At 26.3% G+C, this 19872-nt stretch carries 25 protein-coding genes, 2 tRNA genes and 2 pseudogenes; 18 read left to right on the forward strand and 11 right to left on the reverse strand.

Annotated features, from left to right (window positions below; genetic code table 4):
- Window positions 1–145: 145 nt before the first annotated feature.
- The 7 genes from ABNT63_RS02540 (at window position 146) to ABNT63_RS02570 (ending at window position 5146) form a co-directional block, all read left to right on the forward strand.
- Window positions 146–1012, forward strand: coding sequence for an energy-coupling factor transporter ATPase (locus tag ABNT63_RS02540; RefSeq protein WP_338991981.1), 867 nt, complete (start codon window positions 146–148; stop codon window positions 1010–1012).
- Window positions 1000–1917, forward strand: a complete 918-nt coding sequence (locus tag ABNT63_RS02545) for an energy-coupling factor transporter ATPase (RefSeq protein ID WP_348736285.1) — start codon at window positions 1000–1002, stop codon at window positions 1915–1917. Before ABNT63_RS02540 ends, ABNT63_RS02545 begins: the two co-directional genes overlap by 13 nt.
- A gap of 5 nt (window positions 1918–1922) precedes the next feature.
- Window positions 1923–2894: an energy-coupling factor transporter transmembrane component T family protein gene (locus ABNT63_RS02550; protein ID WP_348736286.1), complete on the forward strand. Its 972-nt coding sequence runs from the start codon at window positions 1923–1925 to the stop codon at window positions 2892–2894.
- A complete protein-coding gene (gene truA / locus ABNT63_RS02555) occupies window positions 2894–3634 on the forward strand; it encodes a tRNA pseudouridine(38-40) synthase TruA (RefSeq protein ID WP_348736287.1) in 741 nt (246 codons plus the stop codon). The genes ABNT63_RS02550 and truA overlap by 1 nt, the downstream gene beginning before the upstream one ends.
- Before the next feature lie 126 nt (window positions 3635–3760).
- Entirely contained in the window at window positions 3761–4882 is a 1122-nt protein-coding gene (locus ABNT63_RS02560) for a hypothetical protein (protein ID WP_348736288.1), read from the forward strand.
- Between the two features lie 93 nt (window positions 4883–4975).
- Window positions 4976–5052, forward strand: a tRNA-Ile gene (locus ABNT63_RS02565).
- A gap of 18 nt (window positions 5053–5070) precedes the next feature.
- Window positions 5071–5146: transfer RNA gene (locus ABNT63_RS02570), tRNA-Ala, on the forward strand.
- Window positions 5147–5397: 251 nt separating this feature from the next.
- Here the strand turns inward: ABNT63_RS02570 and ABNT63_RS02575 are convergent.
- Genes ABNT63_RS02575 through ABNT63_RS02585 form a run of 3 tightly spaced genes read right to left on the reverse strand, consistent with a single transcriptional unit; the run spans window position 5398 to window position 6446 of the window.
- Window positions 5398–5538, reverse strand: a complete 141-nt coding sequence (locus ABNT63_RS02575; protein WP_348737134.1) for a hypothetical protein — start codon at window positions 5536–5538, stop codon at window positions 5398–5400.
- A 12-nt stretch (window positions 5539–5550) separates the two neighbouring features.
- Window positions 5551–6291 (reverse strand): DDE-type integrase/transposase/recombinase, encoded by a 741-nt coding sequence (locus tag ABNT63_RS02580; RefSeq protein ID WP_348736289.1) that lies wholly within the window; start codon window positions 6289–6291, stop codon window positions 5551–5553.
- A gap of 8 nt (window positions 6292–6299) precedes the next feature.
- On the reverse strand, window positions 6300–6446 hold the full coding sequence (locus ABNT63_RS02585) for a hypothetical protein (RefSeq protein WP_348736290.1): 147 nt from the start codon (window positions 6444–6446) through the stop codon (window positions 6300–6302).
- A gap of 193 nt (window positions 6447–6639) precedes the next feature.
- Between ABNT63_RS02585 and ABNT63_RS02590 the strand changes: the two genes are divergently transcribed.
- Window positions 6640–7077 (forward strand): lipoprotein, encoded by a 438-nt coding sequence (locus ABNT63_RS02590; RefSeq protein WP_348736291.1) that lies wholly within the window; start codon window positions 6640–6642, stop codon window positions 7075–7077.
- Window positions 7078–7102: 25 nt separating this feature from the next.
- Here ABNT63_RS02590 and ABNT63_RS02595 read toward each other — a convergent pair whose 3' ends face one another.
- The 7 genes and pseudogenes from ABNT63_RS02595 to ABNT63_RS02625 form a co-directional block, all read right to left on the reverse strand.
- Entirely contained in the window at window positions 7103–9430 is a 2328-nt protein-coding gene (locus tag ABNT63_RS02595; RefSeq protein WP_348736292.1) for a spiroplasma phage ORF1-like family protein, read from the reverse strand.
- On the reverse strand, window positions 9423–9731 hold the full coding sequence (locus ABNT63_RS02600) for a hypothetical protein (RefSeq protein ID WP_348735630.1): 309 nt from the start codon (window positions 9729–9731) through the stop codon (window positions 9423–9425). The genes ABNT63_RS02595 and ABNT63_RS02600 overlap by 8 nt, the downstream gene beginning before the upstream one ends.
- Window positions 9732–9742: 11 nt before the next feature.
- The gene (locus ABNT63_RS02605) at window positions 9743–9979 is read right to left on the reverse strand and encodes a hypothetical protein (RefSeq protein WP_348736293.1); all 237 of its coding nucleotides are present in this window, start codon (window positions 9977–9979) and stop codon (window positions 9743–9745) included.
- Window positions 9980–9997: 18 nt separating this feature from the next.
- The gene (locus tag ABNT63_RS02610; protein WP_348736294.1) at window positions 9998–10432 is read right to left on the reverse strand and encodes a hypothetical protein; all 435 of its coding nucleotides are present in this window, start codon (window positions 10430–10432) and stop codon (window positions 9998–10000) included.
- A pseudogene (locus tag ABNT63_RS02615) lies at window positions 10425–11438 on the reverse strand (hypothetical protein). Before ABNT63_RS02615 ends, ABNT63_RS02610 begins: the two are co-directional and overlap by 8 nt.
- Window positions 11438–11641, reverse strand: a complete 204-nt coding sequence (locus ABNT63_RS02620) for a DUF2649 family protein (RefSeq protein WP_348735627.1) — start codon at window positions 11639–11641, stop codon at window positions 11438–11440. Before ABNT63_RS02620 ends, ABNT63_RS02615 begins: the two are co-directional and overlap by 1 nt.
- A 138-nt stretch (window positions 11642–11779) precedes the next feature.
- Window positions 11780–12229 (reverse strand): annotated as a pseudogene (locus ABNT63_RS02625) (DUF3627 domain-containing protein).
- Window positions 12230–12523: 294 nt separating this feature from the next.
- On the opposite strand from ABNT63_RS02625, the gene ABNT63_RS02630 reads away from it, so the two are divergent.
- From ABNT63_RS02630 to ABNT63_RS02655, 6 genes are all read left to right on the forward strand, one after another.
- On the forward strand, window positions 12524–12661 hold the full coding sequence (locus ABNT63_RS02630) for a hypothetical protein (RefSeq protein ID WP_348736295.1): 138 nt from the start codon (window positions 12524–12526) through the stop codon (window positions 12659–12661).
- On the forward strand, window positions 12649–13143 hold the full coding sequence (locus tag ABNT63_RS02635; protein WP_348736296.1) for a hypothetical protein: 495 nt from the start codon (window positions 12649–12651) through the stop codon (window positions 13141–13143). The genes ABNT63_RS02630 and ABNT63_RS02635 overlap by 13 nt, the downstream gene beginning before the upstream one ends.
- Window positions 13144–13390: 247 nt before the next feature.
- Window positions 13391–13840, forward strand: a complete 450-nt coding sequence (gene rplI / locus ABNT63_RS02640) for a 50S ribosomal protein L9 (protein WP_348736297.1) — start codon at window positions 13391–13393, stop codon at window positions 13838–13840.
- A 3-nt stretch (window positions 13841–13843) separates the two neighbouring features.
- Window positions 13844–15220 (forward strand): replicative DNA helicase, encoded by a 1377-nt coding sequence (dnaB, locus tag ABNT63_RS02645; protein WP_348736298.1) that lies wholly within the window; start codon window positions 13844–13846, stop codon window positions 15218–15220.
- Between the two features lie 54 nt (window positions 15221–15274).
- Entirely contained in the window at window positions 15275–16495 is a 1221-nt protein-coding gene (locus ABNT63_RS02650; protein WP_348736299.1) for a lipoprotein, read from the forward strand.
- Complete coding sequence (locus tag ABNT63_RS02655; RefSeq protein WP_348736300.1) at window positions 16495–16965, forward strand: 23S rRNA (pseudouridine(1915)-N(3))-methyltransferase RlmH; 471 nt, start codon at window positions 16495–16497, stop codon at window positions 16963–16965. Before ABNT63_RS02650 ends, ABNT63_RS02655 begins: the two co-directional genes overlap by 1 nt.
- Before the next feature lie 66 nt (window positions 16966–17031).
- Here ABNT63_RS02655 and ABNT63_RS02660 read toward each other — a convergent pair whose 3' ends face one another.
- Complete coding sequence (locus ABNT63_RS02660; protein ID WP_348736301.1) at window positions 17032–17418, reverse strand: hypothetical protein; 387 nt, start codon at window positions 17416–17418, stop codon at window positions 17032–17034.
- Window positions 17419–17737: 319 nt separating this feature from the next.
- Between ABNT63_RS02660 and rpsJ the strand changes: the two genes are divergently transcribed.
- From rpsJ to rplW, 4 genes are all read left to right on the forward strand, one after another.
- Window positions 17738–18046, forward strand: a complete 309-nt coding sequence (gene rpsJ / locus ABNT63_RS02665) for a 30S ribosomal protein S10 (RefSeq protein WP_348736302.1) — start codon at window positions 17738–17740, stop codon at window positions 18044–18046.
- A gap of 64 nt (window positions 18047–18110) precedes the next feature.
- Window positions 18111–18887 (forward strand): 50S ribosomal protein L3, encoded by a 777-nt coding sequence (gene rplC / locus ABNT63_RS02670; protein WP_348736303.1) that lies wholly within the window; start codon window positions 18111–18113, stop codon window positions 18885–18887.
- A gap of 22 nt (window positions 18888–18909) precedes the next feature.
- Entirely contained in the window at window positions 18910–19536 is a 627-nt protein-coding gene (rplD, locus tag ABNT63_RS02675) for a 50S ribosomal protein L4 (protein ID WP_338991999.1), read from the forward strand.
- On the forward strand, window positions 19536–19823 hold the full coding sequence (gene rplW / locus ABNT63_RS02680) for a 50S ribosomal protein L23 (protein ID WP_348736304.1): 288 nt from the start codon (window positions 19536–19538) through the stop codon (window positions 19821–19823). The genes rplD and rplW overlap by 1 nt, the downstream gene beginning before the upstream one ends.
- Window positions 19824–19872: the final 49 nt, after the last annotated feature.

Genomic DNA, 19872 nt, shown 5'->3' on the forward strand with positions numbered 1-19872 from the left:
CAAAAAAGTAATGATTTATTGTGTATTTATAATTTTTATATATAATTAATGATATAATTGGAAAGATAAAATTTCAATTAATATTTTTAAATATTGAGTATATAATTAAAATATTATGTAAAAAAAACATTAAGGATGAGAAGAAATGGCAAAAAAAACAAAAAAAATAAATGCAAAGTTAGAGAAACTAAATGATATTTCATTAAAATTAACTGATGTTGAATTTCGCTATCGGGAAAATCATCCTAATGCTGTTGATGGAGTTAGTTTTGAAATTAACCATGGGGAATATGTTACAATCATTGGACATAATGGTAGTGGAAAATCAACAATTAGTAAAATTATTATTGGTGTTTTACGCCCACAAAAAGGGAAAATTGAAGTTTTTGGTAATGAAGTTCATTCATCAACAATTACGGGAATTCGAAAATTTTTAGGAATTGTGTTCCAAAATCCAGATAATCAATTTATTGGATCAACAGTTCGTGATGATATTGCATTTGGACTTGAAAATCGCCAAATTCCGCAAAAAGAAATGCAAGCAATTATTGATAAAGCTGCGGCAAAAGTTGGTATGAATAATTTTCTTGACCATGAACCACTAATGCTATCAGGAGGGCAAAAACAACGGGTTGCAATTGCTTCAGCACTAGCATTATCACCAGATATTATCATTTTTGATGAAGCCACAAGTATGTTAGATCCAAAAGGACGAAAAGAAATTAAACAAATTATGGTGGATTTAAAAGAATCACGCGAAAAAACAATTATTTCAATTACGCATGATATGGATGAAATTTTAAATGCTGATAAAGTGATTGTTATGAATAAAGGTCAAATGGTTAAATGTGGAAAACCACATGAAGTTTTGTATGATGAAGAGTTTTTGAAATCAATTCATTTAGATGTTCCTTTTGTTTCAAAAGTCGTTGATAGTTTACGCTTAAATGGTTTAAAAGTGAAAAATACACTAGATCTTAGAGAGTTGGTGGATGAGATATGTCAAAAGTAAAAAAACAACCTAAAATTGAAGCATTACAAAATGTTGATATTACATTCACAAATGTGTCTTATGTTTATGCTTCTAAAACACCTTATGAATATACTTCCTTGCAAGATATTAATGTTGTTATTAAACCTGGGAAAATTACTGCTATTATTGGATCAACAGGAAGTGGCAAATCAACCTTAATTCAACATATCAATGGTTTATTAATTCCAACTACAGGAGTGGTTGATGCAAATGGTTTTATTATTAAAGCAAAACAAAAACGCATTAAAAATATTAAACAATTACGAAAATCAATTGGCTTAGTGTTCCAGTTTCCAGAATATCAATTATTTGAAGAAACAATTGAAAAAGATATTATGTTTGGTCCAGTTCACTTAGGTGAAAGTAAAGAAGTTGCTCGAGAAAATGCTAAAAAATACTTAGAAATGGTTGGTTTACCATTAAATTATTTAGAGCGTTCACCGTTTGATTTATCAGGAGGGCAAAAACGCCGGGTTGCGATTGCAGGAATTTTAGCGATGGAGGGTAATACTCTAATTTTAGATGAACCAACTGCTGGATTAGATCCTGAAGGTGAAGAGGATTTTATTAAGTTATTTCAACGGATTAATAAGGAACAAAATAAACGTATTATTTTAGTAACGCATAATATGGACCATGTTTTAGAAATTGCTGATGAAGTTATTGCTTTAAAAGAAGGCCGAGTTTTAAAAGTTGGATCACCATTTGAAATTTTTAAGGATAAAAATTTATTACAAGAATTATTAATTGAATCACCAAAAATTTATCATTTGATTTATCAATTACAAAAAAAAGGTCTTGATTTAACAAATGTTAATATTCGTAATATTGACCAATTAGCAAAAAAAATTATTGAACATAAAGAACAAAAAAGAAAGGAATAAAAGAGATGCGCTTATCATTTGGACGTTATATTGCTTATAATTCCCCAATTCATCGAATGGATCCACGGGTAAAATTATTTATGTTGTTATCATTAATGATATCAATCTTTTTTTCAACTGGTTTTACCGGTTATGCCATTTTAGGAATAACAATTTTTAGTTTGTTCTTTTTAGCCAAATTACCGCCAAGGTTATTACGAGCATTACTAAAACCAATCTTATTTATGTTTATTATTTTGTTGTTAATTAATTGCTTTTTAGTTACGGATGGTTATATTGGATGACATTGAGGTGGAAAAGCAACAGCAACAGGTTCTGTTGCTGCGGGAGGAAAAAGTTGATTTGCTTTTTCTGAAAAAGCTATTTTTAATGCCCTTTATATGGCATGCCGGATTTATTTAATGATTTTAATTACAACAATTTTAACGGCAACAACGCGCCCATTAGATTTAACTTTAGCGTTAGAAGATTTATTAAGTCCATTAAAACTAGTGCGCTTTCCAGTTCATATTTTATCAACAATTATTTCAATTGCCTTACGAATGATTCCAACTTTAATTGAAGAAGCGGGACGGATTATGAAAGCGCAAGCCTCACGTGGGGTTGATTTTAAAAATGGCCATTTTAAAGATAAAATTAAGTCAACAACAGCGTTAATTATTCCATTATTAGTATCAGCATTTCAAAAAGCTGAAGATTTAGCATATGCAATGGATGCTCGTGGTTATGACCCCCATGCCAAACGAACACGTTATCGTCATTATCGAATTCATTTTCCTGATGTGTTATTATTTATTTTTGGGGTTGGAATTGCTAGTATTATTATTGCTCAATCAGTAACAATGGGGCAATATGAAACTTTTTATCAAGTTTGACATTGAGATAACAATTCTAATGGATGAATATTTGGTAAAATTAAAACAGGATTTTTACAAATTCGGATTCCACATATTGATGAATTTGTTTTAGGATGATAATGTTATATTTATTATTAAGTATTGAATATGATGGTTATGATTATAGTGGCTGAGTTAAACAAAAAAATGCTCGAACAATTCAAGGTGAATTGGAAAAAGCATTTTTTGTTATTTGTCATCAAAAAATTTGAACTTTAGGAGCTAGTAAAACGGATGCTGGTGTGCACGCTTGTGATCAAAAGGTATTAGTAAAACTACCATTCCAACCACGACATTTAGCTTTTTTTATTAAAACCATTAGTCAAACTTTACCACCAAATATTAATATTAAAGGATATCAGTTTGTAGCTGAAAATTTTAGTGTTCGAACTGCAAAAATAAAAGAATATGTTTATACAATTAATGATCAAGAGTATGATCTTTTTAACCACCGTTATGAACTTAAAGTTAATGCACCATTAAATGTTAAAAAGTTACATCAAATTAGTCAAATTTTTGTTGGAACACACGATTTTGCTTATTTTGCAGGGGTTAAACCAACCGAGGATATTGCAACAGTACGAACAATTAACAAAATTTGGGTTAAACGAAACAAAGCAAAAAAAATTGAAATTCATTTTAAGGGGAAAAGTTTTATTCGTTATCAAATTCGCATGTTGACACAAAATATTTTAGCTTGTTATGCTGCCAAAGTTAGTTTAACTGAACTACAAGCACAATTAAACTACCCGCCTAAAGGAGCAACAACAAAATATTGTGCAAAACCATATGGTTTATGTTTGAAAAAAATTAAATATTAAAATAATTTTAATTAGTATGCTTTTCTTTAAAAAATAAATATGATATTATATATTATTTTACTTTTTTATGGTACAATTTATAGTAACAGGTATGGGTAGAAAATAGGGCAAAATGAGGTGCAAAAAATGAATAATGGTTTTTATATTTTATCAAATGAAGAAGGATATTTAGTAAAGTCACATGATACTAATAGTGAAATTGCACTATTTAGAAGTCGTCGTGATGCAGAAGTGTTTATTAGCACTTTAACATTATCACCAACTCCTGCTTTTTCAAATAATTATTCATCAGGAACTTCAATTCCCCAATATTCATCGCAACCTCAGCAAATTATTACGCCATACCCGACCAATGGTGCTTCACCACAAGTATTTTTTATTCAACAACCAGCTCCAGCGCAACAAGTAGCCCCACCGCCATATCCATTTTATCCGATGATGCCACCAACTTCGCAAATGGGAGGAATGTGTTATGGTATGTATCCAAATTATTATGGGCAACAAAATAATCCTTATGGACCATGAGGTTGTACTTGTGAGCATAATAATTCAGATTATAATGAACATTTTGAAAGAAATCCGCACATTAAAAATAATGAAGGTTTAAAATCAGGTTGAAATAATGCCAGCAATGATTTGAATATAAAAAAAAATAATCAATTAAAAGATGATTCAGTTCCTTGAACACAGAAAAATGATGAATATTCAAATAATGGGTATGAAGAACAACTAGTTCAATCGTCGGTTGAAGAATATAATCCTCAAACAGTTATTAATCAAGGCCAAAATAATCCGGTTGTAACTGATGAAATATTAGGACAACAATATAATGATAATGATGTTCCAATTACTAATCCAGAGCCTATAATAACTCCAAATGTTTATTCAGAGGAAGTACAACAACAAGGAAATTATTCCCAACCAACCAACAATCAACCATACTATGAACAAGCTTTTGTTTTTAATCCGGTTTTTCTTAATCAACAATCAGAACAACCAGAACAATATGAGCAACCAAAACAAGTAACAAAACCAATTAATGTAGCTAATGATGATGAATTCTTTAATTTTGCTAATGAACAAGAATTTAATAACAATTCCAAAATTTCAAAAAAAGAAACAAAAAGTTTAATGAAAGAAGAATTAAAAGCAGCTAAAATGCAAACAAAATTAGAAAAACAGAATCGTAAAAAAGCAAAACGTAAAAGGGCACTTGATATTGAAGAATTAGACCCAATTGTAGAATAAAAAGCAAATTAATTTTGCTTTTTATTTTTTTAAAATATTTTAAATTTATGGTTGTTTTTTAAATAAAATTAATGTTATAATGATTTAGGTTTTCGGGCTATAGCTCAGCTGGTTAGAGCGCACCCCTGATAAGGGTGAGGTCGATGGTTCAAGTCCATTTAGCCCGACCATTTTTTTATAAGAATTTTGGGCCCGTAGCTCAGCTGGGAGAGCACCTGCCTTGCACGCAGGGGGTCGACGGTTCAATCCCGTTCGGGTCCACCATTTCAAAATAGATTTAAACAATTAATTAAAAAAGCATATTAAATATTAATATGTAGTATACCACACACATTTTGGAGATTGCAACAAAACAAGAAAAAATAATAAAAAATATAATTAAAATATAAAAACATCATTAAAAATGATACATATATAAATAAAAATTCTAAAATTGACACACTAAAAAATAGTTTAAATAAAACTTTATAAATTTAAAATTATTTAGTTAAATTAGTTAAAAATTCAAATGGTGTTTAAAAATTCAAAGATTTATGCCCTCTTTCAAAATTATAAAAGTAATAATAATCATTTAGTTTATTTTGTAAACCAGCTGCATCCAATATTTTTTCATCAAATACAAATAACTTAGTATAATTTTGATGAAATCTTTCAATTTTACCGTTTGACTACGGAGAACGAACAGGTGTTGTTTGATGTAAAATATTTTTATCTGTTAAAAATTGAGTAAAAGTAGTTTCTTTAACAATACTTTTTTGATTATTCCGATGACTATTAATAAATTCAGAACCGTTATCAGTTCTAATTCGTGTTATTTTAATACCAAATATTTTTTTAAAATCACTGATTACTCTTTTAACAGCATCAATAGCATTATTGGTGCTTAATTTATTATAAATATAACCAAATACTCCTCTCATTCTTTCATCAATAAAATCATAAACATAATACTTTTTATCAACTGGAAATTTACTTGGCATAAAATATTTAGCATCCATTTGTAATAATCCTAATTCTTTAACTTCATATCTTGGATGTTTTCTTTTAATTTCTTTAATTTTATTTTTTATTTTTAATCAACGCCTATCTTTTTTAAGTCAACGAAAAAATGTTTTTAAATTTTTTGGTACTTTATTTTTTAATTCTTCACCATGAATTCCTTTTTTTAAATTATAAAACAATGATAAAACACCCCCAGCGTGTTTATCACAATATTCAAAATATAAATCACAAATATTCTCGCGAACATCATTACTATATTGATAATTAATATTATTAGGAACTGTTGATTTTAATAATAAATCTTCAAAATTATTATTTGTATATGCAAGTAAAATTTTCTTTGCTCAGTAATAAAAAGTTGAAAATTTATTTTTAAAATATTTTTTAATCAAGTCTTTTAATAACAACTTAGTTTTTAAAAAAATTCCTTACATAAATTAATATATGCAAATATTTTTGTTTTTATTCTTTTATAGTATTTATTTTTATAATTTTTACTTAAAAAATCTTGCAATTTTGCTTGTAAATCGCCTAAATTAGAGTTATTAATAATATATTTCATTAATTCACCTCATTTTTTAAAAATAATATAGTATAGTTATATCATTTAATAATAATTTTTATAAAACTTCAAACTTTTTTTAAACAATCATAACCATAATAAGTAAGTATCGTTTCTAAAACATATTTAAAAATACTTATATATATATATATATATATAATGTCAATAGAATTTGATAAAAAAGAAGTAAAATATGAAAAAATGACTTAGTATTTTAGGAGCAATCGGATTAACAGCAACAAGTACAACAACATTAATTAGTTGTAAAAAACCAAATAACAATGAAAACGGGAATAATAAACCAGAACCTACACCAGAACCAAAAAAACCACCAAAAGATAGTAATTGAAAGTTAATTGATAAAAAATATTATAGTAATGAGATTAAAAATATAAATAATAAATGATATATTGGTATTTTTCCTAAAATGTGAAATTCAGGTAAACCCATTATTCCGTATAGTATTTTTAAAGCAATTAATGATGGAGAGGATATTTCTATTTATGGTAAATTTGGTAATGGGTTTAAAACTTCAAATGATAATGTTTATCGTTGAGATGGAAATGGTGAACCAATTGAATTACCAAATTTTGATAAAAATACTGGTGAAATTACAAATTGAAAAGGTTAAAAAGGAACTTAAAAATAGTTCCTTTTTAAATTAATCGCACAAATTTCATAAAGATAATTAATAAAAATAAATTAGTTATTGTGCTATACAATGCAGGACTAAATTTTCATACTTCGAATGTTTGACTGAAAAAACTATATATTGTTTGAAAAATTTTACCAACACCACTCGCTAGTTCGTTTACTTGTTTTATACCAGGAATATTATTCACAATTCAAATTGCCGTATTTCTGATATGACACGCTAAATTATATCAACTACAACTTTCATATTGTGCTTGTCATCATTGACTATCGGGAAATAATCCACCATTATTTATTTCTTGTCAGTTATAAATACCAAAATTAAAGTCATAATATCGATACATATCATTTTCTTTTTGGGCTTGTAATTCAAAGACATTATATCCGATTTTTTGTTCTTCCATTTTCTTATATTTTAAACCATATTTATCTTTTAAAACATCTTCAAAAACATATCCTTCATTTTGATTAATATTATAATAATTTGAAACTGAAAAATCATAGTTAAATACATCTCCATAATTTGTGTTATAAAACAGATTTTTATAGGCTGAATACATCTTAAAATCTAATAATTTATATTTATCAGAAAAATAAAAATATCGTGGATAAATTTTAAAACCATTATTTGCTAACAAACTATATTTTTTGTTATATCCTTGCGTATAAGTATTATTATCTAAATCAAACATTGTTCGTAAATAATCCTTATAAAAATTTTTAGATACAACAAACATACTATTCAATAATTCTTTAAATTTATCATAAGAAACTAAAAATTTTTTCTTTTGTTCTTCAAATTCTTTTTTCTCTGCTTTGGTTTTTAAAACTTTTTTATTATTTTCAAATTTATAAATATAATTATTATAGTCATTAAAATATTTTATTGACTTTCCATTTTCATCTAAAATAACATCTTTAAAATTTTCTAATTTTAAACCAAAAAAGTTAATCAAAACAGTATCATATTGTAAATTATCAATATAACCACTTTCAATAAAATTACTCCGATTTTGAAAAATAGGAATCAAAGCATAAGCAAAAAAAGATTTTAAAAAGTTATTAATATCTATTTTTCCAGTCATTTTTTGATAATAAATAGTATTATAAAGATTTCATTGTCCAATAGAATAAATATTTCCTTCAAAATTAAAGATATTTTCTTTTTCTTTCATAAAAGTAAACAAAAAACCTAATTTTTCATCTTTATGAGTAGATTCAGATACATAAAAACTGCGTGCCCTAATATGTGTTAGTTCTAAACTACCAGCAATAATATTATTACTTTTATCAATCGTTAAAATCATCCTATAAATTGATTTTTTAATAACATATCAACTACCAATTTTTTCACTTTCATCAATAATTTCAAAATCAAAAATTATTCTTTGTGTTCCAACAATAGGATTATCATAACCGGGATTACCCCTTTGTTGAACTCTAATGTTTTCTTGAATAATAACATCTAAATAATTATTTAAAAAATCTTTAACTTTATTTTGATTATCAACACTTCAATCTGTAATTTCACCAGTATTTTTATCAAAATTTGGTAATTCAATTGGTTCACCATTTCCATCTCAACGATAAACATTATCATTTGAAGTTTTAAACCCGTTACCAAATTTACCATAAATAGAAATATCCTCTCCATCATTAATTGCTTTAAAAATACTATACGGAATAATGGGTTTACCTGAACTTCACATTTTAGGAAAAATACCAATATATCATTTATTATTTATATTTTTAATCTCATTACTATAATCTTTTTTATCAATTAACTTTCATTTTTGAAATTTTAAATTAACTGATTGTAAATCAGTTATATTTGCTTTTAATTTATTTAATACTGTCGCTAAATTGTATTTATTAGCAAACGAATAAATAAAATTCGTTAATTCTCTTAAAAATTGTTTTTTATCAACATCATAAAATTTATTAATGTTATACTGTTTAACATAACTATCTCAATTTTTATATAAATCCATAAATTTATCACTTGGTTTATCATAAGAAACACCAGTTGAATAACTATCCTTTAAAAAATCTAAGTACCATTTATCATTATAAGTTAGTGATCTTGATGTTTTTAAAGTAGGATTAATAAAATAATTGGTATCACTTCAATTTTCAAAAAAAGTACTGCGTAAAAACATCGTATTAATAAAATCAGTTTCATTAATGCCCGTTTCTACATTCCGCTTTGTTCTTGCTTTTTCTTCTGTTTGTTGTGATTGATGGTTTTGTTGTAATGTCATTGCCCCTAACGAGAAAAAAGAAATCAATAAAATTGGTATAAACGAAAATAATACTAAAAACTTACGCATTATTTTTTACCAACTTATTTTTATGATTTTCTTTTATTAATTTGATAATTTCATTAAATAAATAACCATAAAAATAATGAATTATTAAGATATATCACAATATATCAAATCATAAACCATAAATTATATAAAAATTTATACCAGCATATTTCTCTTTTAATTCTTCAATCGTTGAAACTGTATCTAAAATACATACAAGCGTTAACGAAAAACTTATAATAAGATATAAAATTAAATCAACCCAAGAAATAAATAAACCATTTTGTTTCTTTTCTTTTTTATTTTCTACATTACTTTTCATAAATTTAACTCCTAACTATATAATGTTTTTGAAATAATAAAACCAATAATATATAAACTTGATATTGTTAACATTAACGGATGACTAAATAAAATCGCCATTTTATCAAAAATAGATAACAACCAAGTATCAGAATTATATAAATCCATAATAATATTTTTTGCCGATGTCAACTGATTAATAATAACTGTAATAAAACCAATTCCAAATATAGCGATTGCCATTACCAATAAAACTAACTTAATCATATAAAATTAACTCCTTACTTATTTTTTTATTCTTTTAGTGGTATGAATTCTTTTAAAACCTAATTCTCTTGTTTTTGCTTGTCTTACTAAACTTGATAACTGTTGTTTATTGCGACTAACTTTAAATTGTTTTCGTTCTTTAATATGTTTTTGTAAACCTTGTTTAGTACTAGAAACACCCCGAACAGTGGCACCGTATAGTTTAGAACTATTAATAACACCGCTTTTAACTGTTGAACCTAAATCGTTATAATTAATTGATGTTCCGTGAATTGCATAAATAGATAATTTAATAACCATAAAAAAGATTAAAAAATAAGCAATTGTTATATTTGTCATTGGTAATTTAGTATTTCAAATCACATCAAAAACAAATAAAAAAGTATCAAAAATAAAACTAAAAATCTTATTTCAATTATCGTTATTAACGCTTTCACTTAATAAATTACTCATTTTTTATTTTTCTTTTCCCTTTTTTTGCTTTTAAATTTTCTTTCAAAATATCAATATCAAACAATTCTAAGCGTTGTTTATTGTTTAATTTTGATATATCTTTTCAAAAGTATTCTTTTTTATTAATAACTTCATCATTTTTTAAATCACGGACAAATGATAATCAATGACTATCATATTTATTAGCAAATTCAAGCGGAATAATTATCTTAAAAAACCGAATTCCTAATCCAACATCCGACTTATGTTTTGCTCTTTTACCTTCTGCTGTTCGTTCTACTGATTTTGTTTTTCAAATTTAATAATCTGTAATATCTTGGAAAATACCAATTCGCATAACAAAACTACGATTAAAAATATTACCTAATTTTGACTTAACGGGTTTTTTCAATGAAATAGAAATAATAATACCACTTGCTAAATGACAAATATTATTTCACATCATACCTTCACGCTGTACAGTAAAAATCGATCTATTTTTAAAATGTCTTGCTAAAACAATTCACACACTTTTACCACCATGAACTTTTTTAACTTCGTGGGGACTAGTTCCATCAATATATAAAAAACTCTCATCAAACAAAATTAAACTATCATCAGGTGGGACTAATTTAGTTCTATCAGTAAAATCTAAATTATTAAAAGTTAAAAGTTTTATTGCATCATCTTCAATTGGATAATTACTATAAATTTTATTCGTTAAAAGTTTCATAACTTGTGATAGAAAAGTTAAAAGCAATGTTTTACCAGTTCCTAATTTACCAATAATTACGGATAATGGATTATCTCAAATAAAGTAAACTAAACGAAAGACATTTAACTGATAAAAAACATTTTTTCAAACTCACCAAACAAAATATACACATTGTAAAACAAATAATAATCAAAATACTAAACCAGTAAAATTTAAAGAAATTATTCAAAGTAATAAATCAATTAAACTAAACAAAACCATTGAACCACTAATATAACAAAAATTTATTAGAAAAAATACAAACTTTTTCATTATTTAAAATACCCAACTATTTTAAAAATCATTCACAATAAGAACCAAGTTAAAAACAAAATTACAATTCAAACACCAATCATCAAAGTTAAATATTCATTTTGTGTTAAATTCCACATTGTAATACTTTCAACATTTGTTTTATTTATAAATAAAAAGACATGAATAAAAAACTCTTTTAATTTTTCTCAATCATTTTGCATCTTTAAAAACTCCACATTTTCTGAATAAGTTTAAAAAACATTCCAAAAAATAAAATGATAAATAACACAAACGATATAACATATAAAAATTCTGGGGCATTAGAACCAATTATATAACTAACAAATTGAACTCAATAATTATATAAACTCATTATCTAATTCTTCCAAATCGCGAATTAATTGTTCTACTTTTTCGTCATTTCAATTTATTAAATTATTATTGATATTTGTTTTTACTTTTTTAGGTTCATTTTGAAATAATGCTTTATGCATAAGCGTAAAATAGTTATGTTTATATTGACTATACAAATCAATTATTTCTGTTACAGTTAAAAATTTTCAATCGTGTTGTTTTAAATTTTAATCATATTTTACAATACGATAAGAATTATCATAAATTAAACCGATTGCTACTTGATCTGAATGTTTTTCACTAGGATAAATAAATTTATTACTCAATCAAAAACCAATATAGCGATTATGATTAGGTAAATTTATAAAACTTGCTTTATCTGTTTAAAAAGGAATAAGTTCCTTTCTAATAAAATAATTTTCTATATTTTGATTTTTCTTAATAAAACTACTCAATTTTTTCAACTCCTTTATAACAATTTAAACAATAAAATTCATCAAATCGTAATCTTTTCATATCATATTGAATAAATTATCCGCTAATAAATTACGCGGAATAATTTATTCTTTTACTTTTTAATTTCAATATCTTTTGCAATCTTATTGACAGTATTAATAACAATATCTTTTCCATACTTTTTCACTAACGACCGCAAAATAAAATATTGCTTTGTTTGCATAATTTCAACTCCTTATTTAAAATATTAATAAAATTTATTTCTAAAACTGTAAATACCACAAAAGTACAAAATGTATGTGGTTTCTACAATTTTATTTTTTGATATTAATTTAGATGCAAATAATGAATTACATGAATTAGGAATTATTAAAGAAAGTTATAGTATTGATTTAACAAATGATTTAGATTTGAATTTATGGAAAAAATAAATAAGAAAAACGAAGGAAAAAATTATGATTTAATTTATAACCAAATTGATAATTTTTTTATTGAAGATTCAGAATTATTAAAATTTTGTGAATATATATTAAATATTACTAATTTATCAATGGAAAAGTATGGACCAATAATTAGTGCTTTGAATAATTACAAATCAGTTGCTTTTAATAGTTATCCAACAAAAATTTATGAATTATTAGATTGATTTGGTATTGAAATTGTTTATGCAATTAATAATGGATTAAAAGTAAAACGTTTTGGTGTTAAAGACAATAGTACTGGTAGTAATAGCAAGATAAGAAGAAAACCAAGATTAATGTCAAATAAAACTTTAAAAAATATTGATAATGATGATAACAAAATTAATAAAGAAATAATTTTTACTGAGTATTTTGCAAATAATGGTAATATTAGTGCTAAGTTAATTGCTTTAAATAAGTTATTACCACTGTTAGAAGAAAAACGAGCTTAAATTAAAGATTTTAATCCTAAGTTAGAATATGATATTTTTAGTTTTTTACAACATACAAAATATCGGAATTCTTTAACATATCAAGAAGATAGCGAAGCTGAAAAACGTTTGGATAAAGTTTTTAAAAAAGCGGTGCTATCGTTATATTTATTAGATATTGGTTAAAAAGCGAAGAAAATAATTTGTTTTTTATTTATTAAAATTATTTTAAAAAGTTTTCCGTTATAATTTGTAGTAGGTGATTATGATGAAAGTTATTTTAATTAAAGATATTAAAGGAAAAGGAAAAGTTAATGATGTAATTGATGTTGCTGATGGCTATGCAAAAAATTATTTAATTAAAGAAGGTTTTGCAATTCCAACAACTTCTGCTAATTTGGCTAAATTAAATGTTGTTTTATCACAGCAAGCAGCACAAGAAGCAGCAACAAAAGCTTCTTTAGAAGAATTAAAAACAGCATTAGAAGAATTAACATTGAATTTTAAATTAAAAGTTCATAATAATAAAACATTTGGTTCTGTTTCTTTAACACAAATTGAAGATCGATTAGCAAAAGAATTTAACTTAAAAGTTGATAAAAAGAAATTTATTGATAGTAATAATTTAACAAGTTTTGGGTTACATTACCTAAAAATTAAATTAGCTCCAAATATAATTGCAACATTAAAAGTGATGGTAGAAAAAAAGGAGAGTTAATTAATGGAAAACATCAATAAAACAGAATTAAATAAACTTAATGTTATTAATGATGCGGAAAAAAATGTTTTAGCAATAATTGTACACTCCATTACAGCAGCTGAAGAAGTTTTTTCAATTTTAACAGAAGAAGATTTTACTGTAATGAATTACAAAGTAATTTTCAAAACTTTACAAGAACAATTTTCAGCAAAGGTTGCTATTAATATTACAACATTAAGCAATTATATGTTAAAAAATAATATTTTAAATAAAATTGGTGGCATTGAATTTTTAACTGATTTATTTCAATCATATACAACAGATGCTAATTTATCTGAATATTTAGATATTATTATTAAAAATACAACCTCACGTCGATTAAAGGCTGTTGTTGATAGTATTAATCGTCAGATTGATGCTCATCAGCCAATTGATGAAGTTGTTAGTCACGCAGAAAAAGAAATCTTAGATGTTAAAAAGGAGCGAAAAGGGAATTTATTTAAAACTTCATATGATGAAGTTGATAAAGTACTCCAAAAAATTGAATTGTTAGAAAATTCCGGTGAAATGTTAACAGGAAGTCCAAGTGGTTTTCGTGATTTAGATCGTATGACATCAGGTTTTCAAAAAGGGGATTTTATTATTTTAGCGGCACGTCCTTCAATGGGAAAGACAGCATTAGCTTTAAATTTTGCTGTTAAATCAGCTGCTCAATCAAAAAAAGCAGTTGCTATTTTTTCAGTTGAAATGCCAGCGGAACAATTAATTCAAAGAATGCTAGGAAGTTATTCAACAGTTGATTCTGTTAAAGTTCGAACTGGTAAAGGGTTACAAACACGTGATTGAGAAAATATCACCAAGGCGGCGGATTTTTTAAAACAAACAAAATTATTTATTGATGATACACCAGGTTTGAAAGTCATTGAATTACAGTCAAAGTTAAGAAAATTATGTCGTGAAAACGAAGTTGGTTTAGTTGTTATTGATTATTTACAATTACTTAGCACTGGAACTCATTTTGGTGATTCACGTCAACAAGAAGTTTCAACAATTTCGCGGCAACTTAAAGCATTAGCACGTGAATTAGAGGTTCCGATTATTTGTTTATCCCAATTATCACGGTCAGTTGAAAAACGAGAAGACAAAAGGCCAATTATGTCTGATTTACGTGATTCAGGAGCAATTGAACAAGATGCGGATATTATTATGTTTTTATTTCGAGAAGAATATTATACTGCTCACGATTCAAATAATATGGAAGGACCAATGTTAGAAACGGAAAAAGCACAATTAATTTTATCAAAGCATCGAAATGGTCCAACTGGGAGTGTTGAATTATTATTTGTAAAAAAACACGGTTCATTTGCTGATTATGGTTTGCAAAATACAAAAATTTAGGATACTATATTAATTAGTGAAAAATAAATTAGTGTTTAAGAAAAGAGGACTATAATGCGTAAGTTATTATCAATTTTTGCAGCAACAACTTTGGTTACAACATCATCAGCATCAGTTGTTGCTTGTGGTGGTGCACCACAAGGAAATCCTATTCCTACTTTTATGTATAATGGAAATCAAAAATTTAGTCATGCTCCAACAGCAACTGGTAAATCAACAAATGGAATTGATGATGTAACACAATCAGGAAAAGATGAAAATGGTGTTCCTTATGAATACAGTTTAAAGGAAGGGCAATTGGGTTTAATTAATAATGCAATTAACCCTATTTTACATGGTATAAATTTAACAAAAGATAATAGTGTAACAACTGGTAAAGGAGCAAAGTGAACTGATGAACAAATTGCATCTGGTTTAAAAGGACAAAAGGATGAACTAATTAAAACTGCAAAAACTGATGCGCAAGATCCTTTTGATAATAGTAAAAAAATTAATCAAAAAGTATTATGAGAAGAATTTTTTAACAATTATTCAACTAGTTATGACTCATACTATAGTCAAGTTGCTTTCCTAGCAAATGAAAATAAAACAATCTTAAATAAAACAAATGATAATTTGGTTACAATGACTGGAAATGCAGAAAAGACAAAAAATAAAGATTGAGTTAAAGAACAAACTTGACCAGATGGCAAAAAAACTCCTTATACACCTTCATCATTAAAAGTATTATCACCTATAGCAACGATTCTTAAATGATTAAATGATCCAAAAAATGGCTATAATCAAGGTTATGATCAAATTGATCAAAATCGTGGATATCAATCAGCACGTTATCTTGCAATTGTTATTCCTAATGTGACAATTCGCTTTGAGTTTCAAGGAGAACATAATCGTTTTACTTTTACATCAACAATTGATAAATTAGTATGTTATGCAAATTATCTTGTTTACGAAAATCCAAATAGTACAAAAGATAGTCCAACTTATGGTCATCAATGATTTTTCCTAAGTTATGGTTTTTATGACTTTGAGAATTTAAAAGATGATTATCATCACTATAATTTTAATGCGATTCCAGATGCTGCTAAGATTTATCAAAATATTAAAATTGCATTAGGTTTTGTTAAAAAAAATGATGATAAAGGAATTTTAACCGATGAGGAAGATAAGGAAGTTGGTAAACGTGGTCAATTCTCAACACCAGAAACAGATTATACTTTCCCAGCTCTAAAATGAACAATTAATGTTGATTCAATTACTGACCAATATAAATAATGGATATTAAAATTCTGGCAATTGGTTTATTAGATAAAAAGTATCTAATAATGGGCTGTGAAACTTTTTTTGAACGAATTAAGCATTATGCAAAATTAGAAATTATTGAATTAAAAGAAGTTAATAATAAGAATGAACAAGTAACAATTAATGAACAAACAGCATTAGTAATAAAAAAACTATTAGATTATTCAGAATATTATAAAGTATTATTAGCATCACAAGGTCAAATTTTAACAAGTGAACAAATTGCTTCATATATTAAGGAAGTTAAAGATTTTAAAAAAGCAAAGTTATTGTTTATTATTGGAGGCAGTCATGGTTTTAATAATAATGAATTATTGTCAAAGGTTAATTTTCAATTAAGCTTTGGAGCAATAACTTTACCACATCAATTATGCCGATTAGTATTATTAGAACAAATATATCGTAGTTTTAAGATTATTAATAATGAAAGTTATCATAAGTAATTTTTAAAAAGAACAACCAGATTATATTTTTTTGGTTTTAGTTCTTTTTTTATTTTGGCGGGTTTGCTACATCATTGCAATTTTTCGTTTTCGCGCTAATTCTGATAAAGCATTTGTATTTGTTTCTAATAATAATTGCCGATAATAAGGACTATTTTTTTTAGCTAATTTAATAACTTTAATTCGGTCAGCGACAGTCATATTATTAACATCAATATAATTAGGATCCTTTATTCTATAAGCTTGGTTTTTTAATTGCTTATTCTTTTTTTGAGCATTTAATAAAATTTTATACATTGGATTATTTTTATCAATGATTTTCTTTTTATATAACTGTGGTTTTTTGTTTGTTTTGCGGTAAATTTCATGGCTTCGTGATGTTTTACGTGCTAAAGTTTCAAGTTGAATTTTAACCACCTGTGCTTTATGTTCTTGAATTTTTTTATAACGCAAATCATAACCATTGTCCTTTGTTTTTTTAATATAATAGTTTTATTTTCTATTTCTTTTGCCATTTTTCTCCTTACTTTTCAACATGTAATTATTCCAATTTTATTATAATATTAATTATAAATTAGATGAAACAAAGAAGTAAAAAAGATAAAATATTTTATTTTTTTTCTTAAAAAAGACTTGCATTATTGCTTATTATCCAATAAAATAAATAAGCATGTATATTTTGTGGGAACATCTTTTTTGGTCTATCACTGATACACTAATAGGCGTTGTTAATGTTTACACAAAAAATATGAATAAATTAGGAGGAAAAGTAATGGCTCAAACTAAAATGAGAATTAAATTAAAAGGTTTTGATCACCGTGTGGTTGATCAATCAATTAAAAAAATCATTAAAGCAGCTCAAGCAGCAGGAGTAGAGGTAAAGGGACCAATCCCTTTACCAACTGATCGTAATATCATTACTATTTTAAGAGCAACTCATAAATATAAAGATTCAAGAGAACAATTTGAAATAAGAACACATAAAAGAATTATTGATATTATTAATCCTGATGGTCCAAAGGTAATTGATACTTTAAAAAGAGTGCAGTTACCAAGTGGTGTGGAAATTGAAATGAAATAAATAACCATTCTTAAATTTAATTTATAAACAAGATATACATGACGTATTTTCAAGGAGGAAAGAAATGAAAGGAATCTTAGGACGCAAAATTGGTATGACACAAATTTTTGCTACCGATGGTAGATTAATACCAGTTACAGTAGTTGAAGTAGAACCTAATGTTGTTTTACGAGTATTGACAAAAGAACAAAATGGTTATCAAGCGCTTCAATTAGCTGTCGAAGATAAAAGAATTAATTTGGTTTCAAAACCAGACCAAGGACAATTCAAAAAAGCGAATACAACACCTAAGCGCTTCGTTAAAGAAATCAGAAATATGGATGGTTATAATCATGGCGATATTATTAAAGCTGATATCTTTACTGCTGGGGAATTCGTTGATGTTATAGGAACTTCAAAAGGAAAAGGATTTACCGGTTCAATTAAAAGACATAACTATTCACGGGGACCAATGGGACATGGTTCAGGTTATCACCGTGGTGTTGGGTCGATGGGAGCTATTGCCCCAAATCGGATTTTAAAATCTAAAAAAATGCCTGGACATATGGGAACCGAAAAAGTAACAATTCAAAATTTAGAAGTTATTGCAATTGATACTGAAAAAAATGCTTTATTGGTAAAAGGTTCAATTCCAGGTCCAAAAAAACAGTTTGTAGTTATTAAAGAAGCAATTAAAGGTTTAAAACCAAATATACCAACAGAACTAGTTAAAAGAACTGTTGAAACAAAAACACCAGAGCCCACAGTGAAAGAAGAAAAAACAGTTGAAGAAGTTGTTGATGCAGTAGTTGATACAACGCCAACAGCAGTCACTGATGCACCAGCATCAAAGACAGAATAGTTTTGTAGAAAGGAATTTTAAAATGAAATTACAAGTACTTGATGCGAAGGGAACAAGCGTTAAAGAAATTAGTGTAAATGATGCCATTTGAGGAATTGAGCCACACCAGCAAGCAATGTTTGATGCTGTTATTGCGCAACAAGCCGCAATGCGTCAAGGCACACACAAAACTAAGACAAGAACTGAAGTATCTGGTGGGGGAAGAAAACCTTGAAGACAAAAAGGAACTGGTCGTGCTCGCCAAGGTTCAATTAGAGCACCACAATGAAAAGGAGGAGGGATTGTTTTTGGCCCAACTCCAGAGAAAAATTATTTAAAACATGTTAATAAAAAAGTTAGAAAATTAGCAATTAAATCTGCATTATCGTTGAAAGTTCAAGATAAAAATATTATGATAATTGATCAATTTGGAATTGATAAACCTTCAACAAAAGCAATGGTTGAAGTTTTAAATAATTTAAAAGTTAATGGTGAAAAACTATTAATTATTACCACAGAAGGTGATGAAGTTAATTTTAAATCATCACGTAATATTGAAAAGGTAAATATAATTACATCAGCTGGAATTAATATATATGATTTATTAAATGCAAACAAATTATTAGTAACAGAACAAGCAATAAAAGCAATTGAGGAGGTGTACGCATAATGCATATTATAAATGTCATAAAAAAACCAATTTTATCAGAAAAAACATATCGTAATATGGCGAATGGGGTTTATACTTTTGAAGTTGCGCGTACAGCAAATAAAGTTCAAATTAAAAAAGCTTTTGAAAAAATCTTTGAAGTAAAGGTTGAAAAAGTTAATGTTATTAATTATGACCCAAAAGAAAAGAAAATGGGAAAATTTGTTGGAGAGACAACATACACAAAACGTGCAATTATTAAATTAAAACCAGGTGAGAAATTAGATTTATTAGGAGAAGATAAATAATTCCAGGATACACTATCTGGGACTGTTTATTGGCGAAATAGGAGGATAA

The sequence above is a fragment of the Spiroplasma endosymbiont of Ammophila pubescens genome (assembly GCF_964020965.1).
Classification (GTDB): Bacteria; Bacillota_I; Bacilli_A; order Mycoplasmatales; family Mycoplasmataceae; genus Spiroplasma.